A 14,696-nucleotide genomic window follows, 5' to 3' on the forward strand; every position below is an offset into this window, starting at 1 on the left:
TTCACGCATTTTTCACACAACCTTCAACGCATTGCTCAGAATTGGGTATTATTGAGCAATGTTGTCGTGAAGGAACTCCCTATGAAGCAAATTCGTATGCTGGCGCAGTATTACGTCGATCTAATGATGAAGTTAGGTCTGGTGCGTTTTTCCCTGTTGCTGGCGCTTGCGCTGGTGGTATTGGCGATTGTCGTGCAAATGGCGGTGACCATGGTGCTGCATGGCCAGGTCGAAAGTATTGATGTTATTCGCTCTATCTTCTTCGGCCTGCTGATAACCCCGTGGGCGGTCTATTTTCTCTCGGTGGTGGTGGAACAGCTTGAGGAGTCACGGCAACGACTCTCCCGCCTGGTTGAAAAACTGGAGGAGATGCGCGAGCGTGACCTGAAGCTCAACGTGCAGCTCAAAGATAATATCTCGCAGCTAAACCAGGAAATTAGCGACCGCGAAAAAGCGGAGGCGGAGCGTCTGGCGACGCTTGAGCAACTGAGAATTGAGGTGCAGGAGCGTGAAGAAACGCAGATTCGCCTTGAGCAACAGTCCTCTTTCCTGCGTTCTTTCCTCGATGCTTCACCGGATTTAGTTTTCTATCGTAATGAAGATAAAGAGTTTTCTGGCTGTAACCGCGCAATGGAATTGCTGACCGGCAAAAGCGAAAAGCAACTGATTCACCTGCATCCTGAAGAGGTTTACACCCCAGAGGCCGCCGCGAAGGTGATTGAAACCGATGAGAAAGTCTTCCGCCACAATGTCTCTCTGACCTATGAACAGTGGCTGGATTATCCAGACGGGCGCAAAGCCTGCTTTGAAATTCGTAAAGTGCCGTACTACGACCGTGTCGGTAAACGTCATGGTTTGATGGGCTTTGGTCGCGACATTACCGAGCGTAAGCGCTATCAGGACGCGCTCGAACGCGCCAGCCGTGATAAGACCACCTTTATCTCGACCATCAGCCATGAACTGCGTACCCCGCTGAATGGCATCGTTGGCTTAAGCCGTATTTTGCTCGACACCAACCTGACCGCTGAGCAAGAGAAATACCTGAAAACCATCCACGTTTCGGCGGTGACGCTGGGTAATATCTTTAACGATATTATCGATATGGACAAAATGGAACGCCGTAAAGTGCAACTGGATAACCAGCCTGTTGACTTCACCGGCTTCCTGGCTGACCTCGAAAACCTGTCTGGACTACAGGCGCAGCAAAAAGGGCTGCGCTTCGTGATGGAACCCACGCTACCGTTGCCGCACAAAGTGATTACCGACGGCACGCGTCTGCGACAGATTTTGTGGAACCTGATCAGCAATGCGGTGAAATTTACCCAGCAGGGCAGCGTGGTGGTACGCATACGCTACGACGCGGGCGATATGCTGCACTTTGAGGTTGAAGACTCCGGTATCGGTATTCCGCAGGAAGAGCAGGACAAAATCTTCGCCATGTATTATCAGGTGAAAGACAGCCAAGGCGGCAAACCTGCCACCGGCACGGGAATTGGGCTTGCGGTTTCGCGCCGTCTGGCGAAAAGCATGGGCGGCGATATCGAAGTGGCAAGCCAGGCTGGTCACGGCTCTACCTTTACTCTGACGGTTCATGCTCCGGCGGTGGCAGAAGAAGTGGAAGATGCGTTTGAAGACAATGAAATGCCGCTGCCAGCGCTACACGTCCTGCTGGTAGAAGATATCGAACTGAACGTGATTGTGGCTCGCTCGGTGCTGGAAAAACTGGGCAACAGCGTGGATGTCGCGATGACCGGGAAAGACGCGCTGGAGATGTTTACCCCCGGCGAATACGACCTGGTGCTGCTGGATATTCAACTGCCGGATATGACTGGGCTGGATATCGCGCGTGAGCTGACCCGTAAATACCACGCTGATGACCTGCCGCCGCTGGTGGCGCTAACCGCTAACGTTCTGAAGGATAAAAAAGAGTATCTCGATGCGGGCATGAATGATGTGCTGAGCAAGCCGCTGTCGGTTCCGGCCCTGACGGCGATGATTAAAAAGTACTGGGATACCGCTGAAGATGAAGAGGAGATCACCGTGACCCCTGTCGATCAAAGCAAATCGCAGCAGTTGCTGGATATTCCAATGCTGGAGCAGTACCTCGAACTGGTAGGGCCAAAACTGATTACCGATGGCCTGGCGGTGTTCGAGAAGATGATGCCGGGGTATCTGGCGGTGCTGGAGTCTAATCTGACCGCGCGTGACCAGAAAGGCATCGTGGATGAAGGGCACAAAATTAAAGGGGCAGCGGGTTCGGTTGGCCTGCGTCATCTGCAACAGCTTGGACAGCAAATTCAGTCACCGGATCTCCCTGCCTGGTGGGATAACGTTGGTGAATGGGTTGAAGAGATGAAAACCGAGTGGCAGCAGGATGTGGCGTTACTCAAAGCGTGGGTAGCGAATGCCCATAAAAAATGACCCCGGCTTGACCGGGGTGCGCTAATACTGCGCCAACACCAGGGAACGGGTGGCTGCGTCAGATGATTGGCATGATTCTGTTTTATGACACAACCTGAAATACGATTGCTCGCTCAATAAGATAGCAAATCTTAAATTGTTTGTTACGTGAATCAGTGAAATGTGTGAAGCATAGCGGCTTAATCAAAAATATTAATCGGCGTCAGAGGGTTAGCGTGAGGAAGAAGGCTTTGAAAAGAGTCGTGTGGCTAAAACGTCTGGTAGTGCGGCTGTTGTTATTGCTGGTGCTAATCTGGGGTGGCGGCATTGCGGTATTCAATATTTTACCGGTTCCATTCTCCGCAGTGATGATTGAGCGTCAGGTCAGCGCTTGGTTTACGGGAAACTTTAGCTACGTTGCGCATTCGGATTGGGTCGGTATGGATGCGATTTCGCCGTGGATGGGGTTGGCGGTTATTGCCGCTGAAGATCAGAAATTCCCGGATCATTGGGGTTTTGATGTCTCAGCCATTGAGAAAGCGCTGGCGCACAACGAGCGGAACGAGAACCGCATTCGCGGGGCGTCTACGCTGTCGCAGCAGACTGCGAAAAATCTGTTTCTGTGGGATGGTCGTAGTTGGCTGCGTAAGGGGCTGGAGGCGGGATTAACGCTGGGTATTGAGACGGTCTGGAGCAAGAAACGGATCCTGACCGTGTATCTTAATATTGCAGAGTTTGGCCATGGGGTATTTGGCGTGGAAGCCGCGTCGCAACGTTATTTCCATAAACCGGCAAGTCAGCTGACGATGGCGGAAGCCGCGCTGCTGGCCGCTGTGTTGCCGAATCCTCTGCGTTTTAAGGCGAATGCGCCATCGGGATATGTGCGCAGCCGTCAGGTGTGGATTTTACGCCAGATGCGCCAGTTGGGCGGGGACGAATTTATGCGTGAGAATAAGCTGTATTAACCGGTGAGCTACTGCCGGATGGCGGCGTAAACGCCTTATCCGGCCTACAAGTTCGCACATCGTAGGCCTGATAAGCGCAGCGCCATCAGGCATAGTGGCTAGTCTTCGTCAAACCCAGCGTTAAACAGCGCAATCACCGCCGCTAACGCTTCCACTTCCTGCGGGCCGGTGGCTTCCACTTCAATCTGGCGGCCTTTGGCAGAATCCAGCATCAGCAACGCAATCACGCTATTGGCTTCCGCTTCGGTGCCTTCGTCGTTACGCAACAACACTTCCGCATCGTAATCTTGCATCAGTTCAAACAGCTTCATCGCTGGGCGCGCGTGCATACCCAGCTTATTGGTGATTTCAACGGTCTGCTTTACGGTCATGATTTACGTTTTTCCAGCGTGCGATGACGAGACTGCACGTTCTTACCGCGTGAGCGGAAGTAGTCAGCCAGCTGCTCGGCAACGTACACCGAACGGTGTTTACCGCCGGTACAACCAATCGCTACCGTCAAATAGCTACGATTATTGGTTTCCAGCATCGGTAACCATAGCTCAAGATAGCTGCGAGTCTGGTAAATAAAGTTGTGCACTTCGGTGTGACGGTCGAGGAACGCCGCCACCGGCTTGTCGAGGCCGGTCATTGGGCGCAGTTTTGGGTCCCAGTGCGGGTTTGGAAGGAAACGCACGTCAAAGACGTAGTCGGCATCAATCGGAATCCCGTGTTTGAAGCCGAAAGATTCGAACACCATCGTCAGCTCACGCTCGCGTTTACCCAGCAGACGGGTACGCAGCATTTCTGCCAGCTCGTGGACGGACATTTCAGAGGTGTCAACAATCAGGTCAGCGCGGGAACGCAGCGGCTCCAGCAGATTGCTCTCTTCATCAATGGCGCTTTCCAGCGACAAATTCTTGCTGGAGAGTGGGTGCAAACGGCGGGTGTCGCTGTAGCGGCGAATCAGAGTATTACGGTCGGCATCAAGGAACAGCAACTGTGGGGAAAAGTTCTCCGGGAGATTTTCCATTGCCCGTTCAAAGATTTCCGGGGACTCCGGCATGTTACGCACGTCAATGCTGACGGCGGCCGATATTTCGCGGTCGGCGAGCGTTTTTGCCAATTCAGGCAACAGCACGACCGGAAGGTTATCGACACAATAAAAACCCATGTCTTCCAGCGCTCGCAGGGCGACGGATTTGCCTGAGCCAGAGCGGCCGCTGACGATCATCAGTACCATGTACCGTTTCTCCTCAGTACGATGTGATGTCCATTAAGCATCATCGTTGGTTTCCGTATCGGTGATGATTTGATACAGCTCTTCGTCGCTCTGCGCAGCGCGCAGGCGGCGACAAATGGTTTTATCCGCCAGACGTTTCGCCACCAGAGACAGCGTATGCAGGTGGGTTTTGGTCTGGTCTGCCGGAACCAGTAAAGCAAACAGTAAATCAACAGGCTGATTGTCGATGGCATCAAAGGCTATCGGGGTTTCCAGTTGTACAAAAACGCCGACCGCACGCAGCGTATCCTCTTCCAGCTTGCCGTGAGGAATGGCGATGCCGTTGCCGATGCCGGTACTGCCCATTTTTTCACGCGTCAGAATCGCTTCAAACACCACCTGCGGTGGCAGGCTGAGCTGTTTAGCGGCTAACTCGCTGATAATTTCCAGCGCACGTTTTTTACTCTGACAGTGCACAGCACTGCGGGTACATTCCTGGTTAAGGACATTGCTCAGTTGTAGAGCCAAATCATTATTTGTCATAATTTCACCTAAGCGTCGCCCGCTATGCCGGGCATTCCGGGCGACCGCTCGGACAATCAATGTTGTTTTAGTTTATCTTTGTGTTTGGTTAACTGTCGCGCCAGTTTATCGATCAAACCGTCGATGGCGGCATACATGTCTTGCCCTTCCGCGCTGGCATGAAGTTCGCCCCCATTAACGTGCAATGTAGCATCCGAGATGTGCGTCAATTTCTCCACTTTCAACACAATATAGACCTGATTGATCCTCTCGAAATACTGTTCGAGCTTAACGAATTTCGCATTGATAAATTCGCGCATCGCATCGGTAATTTCGACGTTGTGTCCAGTGATGTTGAGCTGCATAGTGTCTTCCTTATCAGTAGAGTCAGACCAGTTGTTTACGCTGGTTAGACGGCGGGATGGATAAAGACTCTCGGTACTTTGCAACGGTGCGCCGGGCCACCATGATACCCTGTTCAGAGAGCAGGGTGGTCAGTTTACTGTCGCTCAGTGGTTTCGCGGGGTTTTCCGCGGCAATTAACTTCTTAACCAGCGCACGAATCGCCGTGGACGAGGCTTCGCCGCCGCCCTCGGTGCTCACATGGCTGGAGAAGAAATATTTAAGCTCGAAAATGCCTCGTGGGCTATGCAAATACTTCTGCGTGGTAACACGCGAAATGGTGGACTCATGCATCTCGACGGTCTGGGCGATGTCCGCCAGCACCATCGGTTTCATATATTCTTCGCCAAGATCGAAAAAAGCCTGTTGCTGTTCAACGATGCAGCGGCTAACGCGTAGCAGCGTATCGTTGCGGCTTTCCAGGCTTTTAATCAGCCACTTTGCGTCCTGAAGATTACTGCGAATAAACTGGCTGTCGGCATCGTTACGGGCGTTGTTGCACATCCCCGCATAGTGTTGGTTTATCTGCAAACGCGGAATGCTGTCGGCGTTAAGCTCTACCATCCAACGATCGTTGACCTTGCGTACCAGTACGTCTGGAATGACATATTCCGGTTCACCGGTTTGGATCGACTGACCTGGGCGGGGATCTAATGACTGGATCAGATCGACAGCTTCTTTGAGCACATCTTCTTTCAGACGCGTAACGCGCATCAGCGAGCGGAAGTCATGGTTGGCAAGCAAGTCGAGATGATCGCTGATAATTAGCCGCGCTTCGTCGATACGCGGGGTATCAGGGGAGAATTGCGACAACTGGATCAACAAACAGTCTCGCAGATCTTTAGCGGCCACACCGACCGGATCAAAGCGTTGAATCCGCTTGAGCACCGCTTCAACTTCATCAAGACCGATGTCGTCATTGCCAATGCTTTCACGAATATCTTCAAGCGTGACGGTGAGATAGCCGGTGTCATCCACGGCATCAACGATTGAAGTCGCAATGGCTCGGTCGGTATCGGTAAACGGGGTGAGTTCCACCTGCCACATCAGGTAATCCTGAAGTGTCTGGGTCGTTTCGCCCTGATAAACCGGCAGCTCGTCATCCTGGTAATCGACGCCCGTTCCAGAAGGCGTACCTGCCGTGTAGATTTCATCCCAACTGGCGTCGAGCGGCAGCTCTTCAGGCATATCCGGTTTTTCTAATGCGTCAACGCTGTCCAGCGTTTCGTTATCGACGGTTTCCTGAGTCTCTACTTCATCGTGAAGATCGGTTTGCTCAAGCAGGGGATTACTCTCCAGCGCCTGCTGGAGTTCCTGCTGAAGTTCCAGCGTAGACAGCTGCAACAGGCGAATGGCCTGCTGTAACTGCGGCGTCATGGCAAGCTGTTGGCTGAGCCTTAATTGCAAACCTTGCTTCATGTTCAGAACGAATATCTCCCGCTAACGTCGGTAACCATTACCCTATCAGAGTCTGAAGTCTTCCCCAAGATACACGCGTTTAACATGTTCGTCTTGTAGGATCTCTTGCGGGGTTCCATGGGCAATCAGGTGCCCCTGGCTAACGATATAGGCGCGTTCGCACACGGCTAATGTCTCGCGAACGTTGTGGTCTGTTATCAGCACACCGAGGCCACTGTCGCGCAGGTGCTCGATAATACGTTTAATGTCGATAACCGAGATAGGGTCAACGCCAGCAAACGGTTCATCCAACAGGATAAATTTCGGGTTTGCCGCCAGTGCGCGGGCGATTTCAACGCGGCGGCGTTCACCGCCGGAAAGCGCCTGACCCAGGCTGTCGCGCAGGTGCTCGATGTGGAACTCTTCCATCAGCTCTTTCGCGCGATCTTCACGCTGTTCGTTGCTGAGATCGTCACGAATCTGGAGCACCGCCATCAGGTTGTCGTAAACGCTCAGGCGACGGAAGATAGACGCTTCTTGCGGCAGATAGCCAATACCACGACGCGCACGCGCGTGTAACGGCAGCAGGCTGATGTCTTCATCATCAATGATGATATTACCCGCGTCGCGCGGCACGATACCCACTACCATGTAGAAGGTGGTGGTTTTACCCGCGCCGTTTGGCCCAAGCAGGCCCACAATCTCACCGGAGTTGACGGTCAGACTGACATCTTCTACCACGCGGCGGCCTTTGTAGGCCTTCGCCAGATTTTTTGCAGTTAATGTCGCCATAACGAATTAGTTACTCTTTTTCTGGGCCGGGGCCTGACTTTTGGATTTGTCCTGAATCTGCGACGGAACCAGTACGGTGGTGACGCGTTTGCCTTTGTCGCTAAACGCCTGCATTTTCTGCTCTTTCACCAGGTAGGTAATTTTGTCGCCCTTGATGTTGCTATCTAGCTGCTCCAGGTAGGCGTTGCCCGTTAGTACCACGAAATCGTTCTGCAATTCATAATGCATTTTCGACGCGTGGCCTTTTACTGGTTTGCCGTTGTCTTGCATCTGATAGAACGTGGCCGGGTTACCATAACCGTCGATCACTTCTTTGCCCTTTTCGTTCGCCGGACGAGTCACGACCACTTTATCGGCATTAATTTTGATAGTGCCCTGGGTGACCACGACGTTACCGGTGAAAGTGACGATGTTACCCTGCATATCCAGCGACTGCTGATCGGATTCAATATGAATCGGCTGATCGGTATCACCGGTAAGCGCCATTGCAGGCAGACTGGCGGCCAGCAAGGAACCGGCGAGAGCCAGCTTAAGGCTGAGTTTGTTTGTTCTGAATTTCATAAGAGGTTCTAACCTTTTCAATCAGCTCGGCGGTTTTGCTGCGTAAATTGCCGCGCATTTTCAGGCCGCTGGAATTAAATGTTGTTCCGTATAACGTCACCAGATCGTCCGAGGATACGTCCTGAGTTGTCAGGTTTACCTGGGCATTATCTGTCGTAATCTTACGCAGTTGTGCGTCTTCTGTCAGCGCGTTGATTTCAACGTGCCCGTAGAGGTACAACATGCGATCGTTGGTCAGCTTGGCTTTATCGGCTTTAATCGACCAGGTTGGCACCTTATTGGCGTCAAAGGTTGTCAGTACCGGATTGGTAAACCATGACACCGCCTGATCGGAAAAATACTCCACATGTTCGGCGATTAACCGGTAGCTGAGTGCGCCTTCGGGGCTGTACACCACGGTATCGGTATGTTCGCTTTTGTAGGTTGGATCGTTGGCATTGATAACCGCCTGGCTGCTGTCGTCCTTATCGGCAAGATTAAGGCCGATCAGCACCAGCGCCACCAGTGCTAGCAAAATGATAACCCAACGTCTGGTTTTACTCATATCGATTGCCCTTTGGCTTCATCCAGCTTGCCTTGCGCCAGCAGTAGCAGGTCGCAAACTTCACGAACCGCGCCACGGCCACCGGCAATGCGCGTGACGTAATCGGCGCGCGGCAAGAGCAGCGGGTGCGCGTCGGCGACCGCAACGCTAAGGCCGATTTCAGCCATCACCGGCCAGTCAATCAGATCATCGCCGACGTAGGCCACTTCGTCCGGCTGAAGATTCAGCGTGGCGAGCAGCTCGCGGTAGGCTATCAGTTTATCGGATTGCCCCTGATAAAGATGGGTTATCCCAAGCGTAGCGCAACGGTCTTCTAACAGTTTAGCTTTTCGCCCAGTAATAATCGCCACATCGATACCTGAGGTAAGGGCGCAACGAATACCGTAGCCGTCGCGCACGTTGAAGGCTTTCAGCTCTTCACCGTTATTGCCCATATAAATAAGGCCGTCGGAAAGCACCCCGTCAACATCGAGGATCAACAGGCGGATTTTCTCCGCCCGGGCAATAAATTGTGGACTCACCGGGCCGTAACAGGTAGCGACCGAGGCGACAGCATTACTCATTCTTTATATCCTTGATTACACTACGCCTGCGCGCAGTAAGTCGTGCATATGTATCACACCCAGGAGATGGTCGCCATCGGCAACCAGCACACAGGTGATATGACGTGATTGCATCAGGTTCAGCGCATCGACTGCCAGCATCCCTGGACGAATACGAATACCACCAGGTGTCATCACATCGGCAATACCGAGACTGCGCACGTCAACGCCGTTATCGAAGATGCGGCGCAGGTCACCATCGGTGAATATCCCTTTAATCTGCATATTGTCATCGCAGATAGCCGTCATCCCTAAATTCTTACGGGTAATTTCCAGCAGCGCGTCGCGCAGTGAAGCGTCCTCGCTAACATGCGGAATTTCATCACCCGTATGCATGATATCGTTAACACGCAGTAACAATTTGCGACCGAGTGCGCCGCCAGGGTGTGACAGGGCAAAATCTTCGGCGGTAAAGCCACGGGCTTTCAGCAGTGCAACCGCCAACGCATCGCCCATGACTAATGCGGCGGTGGTGCTGGTAGTTGGCGCCAGCCCCAGCGGGCACGCCTCGCGCGGGACTTTCACGCAGAGGTGAATATCTGCCGCGCGCCCCATGCTGCTTTCCGGCTTACTGGTTATACAGATAAGCGGAATCTGTTGTCGTTTGAGCACCGGGATCAGCGCCAGAATTTCGTTAGACTCGCCGGAGTTAGACAGCGCAATCACCACGTCCTGCGGCGTCACCATGCCTAAGTCACCGTGAGCGGCTTCGCCTGGGTGCACAAAGAAGGACGATGTTCCGGTACTGGCAAAGGTGGCCGCCATTTTACGCCCAATATGCCCGGATTTTCCCATCCCCATAACCACGACTTTACCGCCACAGTAGAAAATCTTCTCACAGGCGGCAGCAAAATCCTGATTAATGTATTGATCGAGCTGTTGCAGCCCTTCCCGTTCAATTTCCAGAACTTCTCTTCCGGCCTGCAGGAAGTCGAAATTTGGCTGCAAATCTATTTGCGACATAGTGTAATCCCGATTCATTCGATGAAGAGCGGCGTTGCCCAGTAGAGCAGCGCCAGCCATACAACAAACCCGCCGATTAACAGTAAACCTACGCCACGGCCAATTTGGCGGCGACGCCAGCACAGCAGGGCAACAATTACGCTCACCAGAACCATTACGCCATAATCCCGGCTGAACGCGAGGGGGTTAAACGCCCCTGGCGCGATGAGGGCGGGGATGCCGAGCACGATGGCCATATTAAAGAAATTTGAGCCAATGATATTGCCGACTGCAATATCATTTTCGCCTTTGCGAACGCCAGCAATAGCGGTCGCAAGCTCCGGCAGGCTAGTGCCCAGTGCGATAACCGTTAGCCCAATGGTCAGTTCGCTCATGGCGAAATAGTGGGCGAAGACCGTGGCGTTATCTATCACCATTCGGGTCGCCATGGGCATGATAATCAGTGCGACGCCTAGCCACAGGCAGGCGACGGGCAGCGAGCCATCGCGCGGCAATTCCGCCAGCTGCTCTTGCGTGAATGTGTCATTCCCCTGGCGCTCGACCAGGCGCGTTATTTTAATGGTAAACAACAGCCACAAGGCGGCCAGCGCAAATAAAAACAGGCCGTCAACGAACGACAGTTCACCATCATACAGCACACATCCTGCCATTAGGCTCACGACCAACATTAGCGGGATTTCGTGGCGCAGGATATCAGAATGCACGGTAAAGGGGTGGAACAGGGCGGTTAGCCCAAGAATCAACAAAATGTTGATGATATTGGAACCGACGGCGGTGCCAATGGCGAGATCAACCTGACCATGCAGTGACGCGGCAGCAGATACGATGATTTCAGGTAATGATGTCCCGATACTGACTACGGTAATTCCGATAATCAATGGCGGGACACCTAAAGCACGACACAGAATAGAGGCGGAATACACGAGGCGGTCAGCGCTATACACCACCAGAAGCAAACCAATAATCAACAGAGCCGTGGCTAAAAGCATCTAAAGTCCTTTATTAAGGTATAATCGCCAGTCCGTACGTCTGAACGTAACGAATTCTTAATTTTGACTTTATGCGCAGGAAAAGTAAAACAAATGCCAGATTTCGTTAACTTGGGCGGCAAGGATTCTGTAAGAATGCGGGGTCAAGCAGGAGTTTGATCCATTTAAGGACCTGGAAAGGTAAGCCTATGAGCCAAAATATAGCGAATTTAGTCGATGTGCGTGATGTGACGTTCTCGCGTGGCAATCGCGTTATTTTCGACAATATCTCGCTGTCGGTGCCGCGTGGCAAAATCACCGCCATTATGGGGCCGTCAGGGATTGGCAAGACCACACTGTTGCGCCTTATCGGCGGGCAAATTCCCCCGGACAGCGGGGAAATCCTTTTTGATGGCGAGGACGTGCCAAAAATGTCGCGTTCCCGCCTGTATACCGTGCGTAAACGCATGAGTATGCTATTTCAGTCTGGTGCGCTGTTCACCGATATGAACGTGTTTGATAACGTGGCGTATCCGATTCGCGAACACACCTGTTTGCCTGAGCCGTTGCTGAAAAGTACGGTGATGATGAAACTGGAAGCCGTCGGGTTACGCGGGGCCGCGAAGCTAATGCCATCTGAGCTTTCTGGCGGTATGGCACGTCGCGCCGCGCTGGCGAGGGCGATTGCGCTGGAGCCAGATCTCATCATGTTTGATGAACCGTTCGTCGGCCAAGACCCGATCACCATGGGCGTATTGGTAAAGTTGATTTCTGAACTCAACAGTGCGCTGGGTGTCACCTGTATTGTGGTTTCTCATGACGTGCCGGAAGTGTTGAGCATCGCTGATTACGCTTACATTGTGGCAGACCAGAAAATCGTTGCTCATGGCAGCGCCTCATCGTTGCAGGAAAACGCGGATCCTCGGGTGCGTCAATTCCTCGACGGTATCGCCGACGGCCCCGTGCCGTTCCGTTATCCTGCGGGCGACTATCGTCACGATCTCATCGGCACAGGGAGCTAATCTACTCATGCTGTTAAATGCACTGGCAGCGCTTGGACATCGCGGGATTAAGACCATCGCGACGTTTGGGCGAGCTGGGTTAATGTTATTCAATGCCGTTATTGGCAAGCCAGAGTTTCGTAAGCATGCGCCGTTGCTGGTGCGTCAGCTCTACAACGTTGGCGTGCTTTCAATGGTTATCATCATTGTGTCGGGCGTGTTTATCGGCATGGTGCTGGGGTTGCAGGGCTACCTGGTGTTGACGACCTACAGCGCGGAGACCAGTCTTGGAATGCTGGTGGCGCTGTCGCTGCTGCGTGAGCTGGGGCCGGTTGTCGCCGCGCTGCTGTTTGCCGGTCGTGCCGGGTCGGCGTTGACCGCCGAAATTGGCCTGATGCGCGCCACCGAACAGCTTTCCAGTATGGAAATGATGGCGGTTGACCCGCTGCGCCGTGTGATTTCTCCGCGCTTTTGGGCCGGCGTTATTTCACTGCCGCTGCTGACGATTATGTTCGTCGCGGTGGGCATCTGGGGCGGTTCGCTGGTCGGCGTAAGCTGGAAAGGCATTGATGCCGGGTTCTTCTGGTCGGCAATGCAAAATGCGGTGGACTGGCGTCTTGATCTGGTGAACTGCCTGATCAAGAGCGTTGTTTTCGCCATTACGGTGACATGGATTGCGTTATTTAATGGTTACGATGCGATCCCCACTTCTGCCGGAATCAGCCGCGCGACCACTCGTACCGTGGTACATGCATCGCTGGCGGTTCTTGGGCTGGACTTTGTGCTGACGGCACTGATGTTTGGGAATTGAGTAAATGCAAACGAAAAAGAGTGAAATCTGGGTCGGTATTTTTTTGTTGGTTGCCCTGCTGGCGGCACTGTTTGTGTGTCTGAAAGCGGCAGATGTGTCGTCGATTAAGTCTGAACCAACGTACCGCATTTACGCCACCTTTGATAACATCGGCGGCCTGAAAAACCGTTCACCGGTGCGTATTGGCGGCGTTGTTATTGGGCGAGTGGCTGACATCACCCTTGATCCGAAAACTTATCTACCGCGCGTGGCTATCGACATCGAAGACCGCTACAACCAAATCCCCGATACCAGCTCGCTGGCTATTCGTACCTCGGGCCTGCTCGGTGAGCAGTATCTGGCGCTGAACGTTGGTTTTGAAGATCCTGAGCTGGGAACGTCTATCCTTAAAGATGGTGGCACAATTCAGGACACTAAATCGGCGATGGTGCTGGAAGATCTTATTGGCCAGTTCCTTTACAACAGTAAAGGTGGTGACAATCAGAATTCAGGCGATGCGCAAAGTGCGCCAGATGGACATACTGGTACGACAACGCCTGCAACTGGCTCGACGAATTAACCTCAGGAGATACTCGACATGTTTAAACGTTTACTGATGGTCGCCATGCTGGTGATTGCCCCGTTAACGGCAGCGACAGCGGCAGACCAATCTAACCCTTACAAGCTGATGGACGAAGCGGCACAGAAAACCTTCGATCGCCTGAAGAATGAACAGCCCAAAATTCGTTCTAACCCGAACTATCTGCGTGATGTGGTTGACCAGGAACTGCTGCCGTATGTGCAGGTAAAATACGCCGGTGCGCTGGTTCTGGGCCGTTACTATAAAGATGCCACCCCAGCGCAGCGTGATGCTTACTTCGCAGCTTTTCGCGAATACCTGAAACAAGCTTACGGTCAGGCGCTGGCGATGTATCACGGTCAGACTTACCAGATTGCCCCTGAAAAACCGTTGGGCGACGCGACTATCGTGCCTATCCGCGTGACAATTATTGACCCGAATGGCCGCCCACCGGTACGCCTGGATTTCCAGTGGCGTAAAAATACCCAAACCGGCAACTGGCAGGCGTACGACATGATTGCGGAAGGGGTTAGCATGATCACCACCAAACAGAACGAGTGGAGCGACCTGCTGCGTACCAAAGGTATCGACGGCCTGACCGCGCAGCTGAAATCCATCTCAGCGCAGCCGATCACTTTGGATCAGAAAAAATAATGAGCGAACAGCTAAGCTGGACGCGCGACGGCGAGCGCCTGGCGCTGCACGGTGAACTGGATCAAGACTTTCTGGTTCCCCTGTGGGATGCCAGAAACGATGCCACGCAAGGCGTCTCGGTTATCGACCTCAATGGCCTGAGCCGCGTTGACACGGCCGGGCTGGCGCTGTTGATTCATTTGACTGACCTGATTCGTTCTCAGGGCCGGACGGTACGCCTTGAGGGCGTCAGTGAAAAACTCGCCACACTGAAAGGTTTATATAATCTCCCTGAAGAGATGATCCCTTAAAAATTTCAGTGCGTTATTGTTCTCGCTATGAATCAAGCCCTATCAATCTCGATGATGGGGCTT

The 14,696-nt window shown here is 53.0% G+C and carries 18 protein-coding genes; 7 read left to right on the forward strand and 11 right to left on the reverse strand.

Features of this window, described 5'->3' with window-relative positions:
* The first annotated feature begins 81 nt into the window (after positions 1-81).
* Entirely contained in the window at positions 82-2,421 is a 2,340-nt protein-coding gene (gene arcB, locus AC6I4B_RS02630) for an aerobic respiration two-component sensor histidine kinase ArcB (RefSeq protein ID WP_497769363.1), read from the forward strand.
* A 230-nt stretch (positions 2,422-2,651) separates the two neighbouring features.
* Positions 2,652-3,365, forward strand: a complete 714-nt coding sequence (mtgA, locus tag AC6I4B_RS02635) for a monofunctional biosynthetic peptidoglycan transglycosylase (RefSeq protein ID WP_497769365.1) — start codon at positions 2,652-2,654, stop codon at positions 3,363-3,365.
* Positions 3,366-3,463: 98 nt separating this feature from the next.
* On the opposite strand, the gene npr is transcribed toward mtgA, so the two are convergent.
* The 11 genes from npr to AC6I4B_RS02690 are packed head-to-tail and all read right to left on the reverse strand — an operon-like array spanning position 3,464 to position 11,339.
* A complete protein-coding gene (npr, locus tag AC6I4B_RS02640) occupies positions 3,464-3,736 on the reverse strand; it encodes a PTS phosphocarrier protein NPr (protein WP_497769366.1) in 273 nt (90 codons plus the stop codon).
* Positions 3,733-4,587, reverse strand: a complete 855-nt coding sequence (gene rapZ / locus AC6I4B_RS02645) for an RNase adapter RapZ (protein ID WP_052283607.1) — start codon at positions 4,585-4,587, stop codon at positions 3,733-3,735. Before rapZ ends, npr begins: the two co-directional genes overlap by 4 nt.
* A 33-nt stretch (positions 4,588-4,620) precedes the next feature.
* Positions 4,621-5,109: a PTS IIA-like nitrogen regulatory protein PtsN gene (gene ptsN / locus AC6I4B_RS02650; RefSeq protein WP_497769368.1), complete on the reverse strand. Its 489-nt coding sequence runs from the start codon at positions 5,107-5,109 to the stop codon at positions 4,621-4,623.
* 56 nt (positions 5,110-5,165) lie between these two features.
* A complete protein-coding gene (gene hpf, locus AC6I4B_RS02655) occupies positions 5,166-5,453 on the reverse strand; it encodes a ribosome hibernation promoting factor (protein WP_497769369.1) in 288 nt (95 codons plus the stop codon).
* A 22-nt stretch (positions 5,454-5,475) separates the two neighbouring features.
* Complete coding sequence (rpoN, locus tag AC6I4B_RS02660; RefSeq protein WP_497769371.1) at positions 5,476-6,909, reverse strand: RNA polymerase factor sigma-54; 1,434 nt, start codon at positions 6,907-6,909, stop codon at positions 5,476-5,478.
* A gap of 45 nt (positions 6,910-6,954) precedes the next feature.
* A complete protein-coding gene (gene lptB / locus AC6I4B_RS02665) occupies positions 6,955-7,680 on the reverse strand; it encodes an LPS export ABC transporter ATP-binding protein (RefSeq protein WP_035891167.1) in 726 nt (241 codons plus the stop codon).
* 6 nt (positions 7,681-7,686) lie between these two features.
* Complete coding sequence (gene lptA / locus AC6I4B_RS02670) at positions 7,687-8,241, reverse strand: lipopolysaccharide ABC transporter substrate-binding protein LptA (RefSeq protein ID WP_497769373.1); 555 nt, start codon at positions 8,239-8,241, stop codon at positions 7,687-7,689.
* Complete coding sequence (gene lptC, locus AC6I4B_RS02675; RefSeq protein ID WP_497769375.1) at positions 8,210-8,785, reverse strand: LPS export ABC transporter periplasmic protein LptC; 576 nt, start codon at positions 8,783-8,785, stop codon at positions 8,210-8,212. Before lptC ends, lptA begins: the two co-directional genes overlap by 32 nt.
* Entirely contained in the window at positions 8,782-9,348 is a 567-nt protein-coding gene (gene kdsC, locus AC6I4B_RS02680) for a 3-deoxy-manno-octulosonate-8-phosphatase KdsC (RefSeq protein WP_497769377.1), read from the reverse strand. Before kdsC ends, lptC begins: the two co-directional genes overlap by 4 nt.
* Positions 9,349-9,363: 15 nt before the next feature.
* Positions 9,364-10,350, reverse strand: coding sequence for an arabinose-5-phosphate isomerase KdsD (kdsD, locus tag AC6I4B_RS02685; RefSeq protein ID WP_497769378.1), 987 nt, complete (start codon positions 10,348-10,350; stop codon positions 9,364-9,366).
* 14 nt (positions 10,351-10,364) lie between these two features.
* On the reverse strand, positions 10,365-11,339 hold the full coding sequence (locus tag AC6I4B_RS02690) for a calcium/sodium antiporter (RefSeq protein ID WP_497769379.1): 975 nt from the start codon (positions 11,337-11,339) through the stop codon (positions 10,365-10,367).
* 188 nt (positions 11,340-11,527) lie between these two features.
* On the opposite strand from AC6I4B_RS02690, the gene mlaF reads away from it, so the two are divergent.
* The 5 genes from mlaF to mlaB are packed head-to-tail and all read left to right on the forward strand — an operon-like array spanning position 11,528 to position 14,633.
* On the forward strand, positions 11,528-12,340 hold the full coding sequence (gene mlaF / locus AC6I4B_RS02695) for a phospholipid ABC transporter ATP-binding protein MlaF (RefSeq protein WP_497769381.1): 813 nt from the start codon (positions 11,528-11,530) through the stop codon (positions 12,338-12,340).
* 7 nt (positions 12,341-12,347) lie between these two features.
* Positions 12,348-13,130, forward strand: a complete 783-nt coding sequence (mlaE, locus tag AC6I4B_RS02700; protein WP_497769383.1) for a lipid asymmetry maintenance ABC transporter permease subunit MlaE — start codon at positions 12,348-12,350, stop codon at positions 13,128-13,130.
* Between the two features lie 4 nt (positions 13,131-13,134).
* Positions 13,135-13,689 carry an outer membrane lipid asymmetry maintenance protein MlaD gene (gene mlaD / locus AC6I4B_RS02705; RefSeq protein ID WP_497769385.1) on the forward strand — a complete coding sequence of 185 codons (555 nt, stop codon included), beginning with the start codon at positions 13,135-13,137 and terminating at the stop codon, positions 13,687-13,689.
* Positions 13,690-13,707: 18 nt separating this feature from the next.
* Entirely contained in the window at positions 13,708-14,343 is a 636-nt protein-coding gene (gene mlaC, locus AC6I4B_RS02710; RefSeq protein ID WP_497769387.1) for a phospholipid-binding protein MlaC, read from the forward strand.
* Positions 14,343-14,633: a lipid asymmetry maintenance protein MlaB gene (gene mlaB / locus AC6I4B_RS02715; protein ID WP_497769388.1), complete on the forward strand. Its 291-nt coding sequence runs from the start codon at positions 14,343-14,345 to the stop codon at positions 14,631-14,633. Before mlaC ends, mlaB begins: the two co-directional genes overlap by 1 nt.
* Positions 14,634-14,696 lie beyond the last annotated feature (63 nt).

It is taken from the genome of Kluyvera fluvialis (assembly GCF_059725275.1).

Excerpts from the sequence above, each read along its gene's own strand:
- hpf (WP_497769369.1), bottom strand. The coding sequence starts at position 5,453 with ATGCAGCTCAACATCACTGGACACAACGTCGAAATTACCGATGCGATG.
- AC6I4B_RS02690 (WP_497769379.1), bottom strand. The coding sequence starts at position 11,339 with ATGCTTTTAGCCACGGCTCTGTTGATTATTGGTTTGCTTCTGGTGGTG.
- mlaE (WP_497769383.1), top strand. The coding sequence starts at position 12,348 with ATGCTGTTAAATGCACTGGCAGCGCTTGGACATCGCGGGATTAAGACC.
- kdsD (WP_497769378.1), bottom strand. The coding sequence starts at position 10,350 with ATGTCGCAAATAGATTTGCAGCCAAATTTCGACTTCCTGCAGGCCGGA.
- rapZ (WP_052283607.1), bottom strand. The coding sequence starts at position 4,587 with ATGGTACTGATGATCGTCAGCGGCCGCTCTGGCTCAGGCAAATCCGTC.
- arcB (WP_497769363.1), top strand. The coding sequence starts at position 82 with ATGAAGCAAATTCGTATGCTGGCGCAGTATTACGTCGATCTAATGATG.
- lptB (WP_035891167.1), bottom strand. The coding sequence starts at position 7,680 with ATGGCGACATTAACTGCAAAAAATCTGGCGAAGGCCTACAAAGGCCGC.
- mlaF (WP_497769381.1), top strand. The coding sequence starts at position 11,528 with ATGAGCCAAAATATAGCGAATTTAGTCGATGTGCGTGATGTGACGTTC.
- mlaC (WP_497769387.1), top strand. The coding sequence starts at position 13,708 with ATGTTTAAACGTTTACTGATGGTCGCCATGCTGGTGATTGCCCCGTTA.
- mlaB (WP_497769388.1), top strand. The coding sequence starts at position 14,343 with ATGAGCGAACAGCTAAGCTGGACGCGCGACGGCGAGCGCCTGGCGCTG.
- mlaD (WP_497769385.1), top strand. The coding sequence starts at position 13,135 with ATGCAAACGAAAAAGAGTGAAATCTGGGTCGGTATTTTTTTGTTGGTT.
- lptC (WP_497769375.1), bottom strand. The coding sequence starts at position 8,785 with ATGAGTAAAACCAGACGTTGGGTTATCATTTTGCTAGCACTGGTGGCG.
- ptsN (WP_497769368.1), bottom strand. The coding sequence starts at position 5,109 with ATGACAAATAATGATTTGGCTCTACAACTGAGCAATGTCCTTAACCAG.
- lptA (WP_497769373.1), bottom strand. The coding sequence starts at position 8,241 with ATGAAATTCAGAACAAACAAACTCAGCCTTAAGCTGGCTCTCGCCGGT.
- rpoN (WP_497769371.1), bottom strand. The coding sequence starts at position 6,909 with ATGAAGCAAGGTTTGCAATTAAGGCTCAGCCAACAGCTTGCCATGACG.
- npr (WP_497769366.1), bottom strand. The coding sequence starts at position 3,736 with ATGACCGTAAAGCAGACCGTTGAAATCACCAATAAGCTGGGTATGCAC.
- kdsC (WP_497769377.1), bottom strand. The coding sequence starts at position 9,348 with ATGAGTAATGCTGTCGCCTCGGTCGCTACCTGTTACGGCCCGGTGAGT.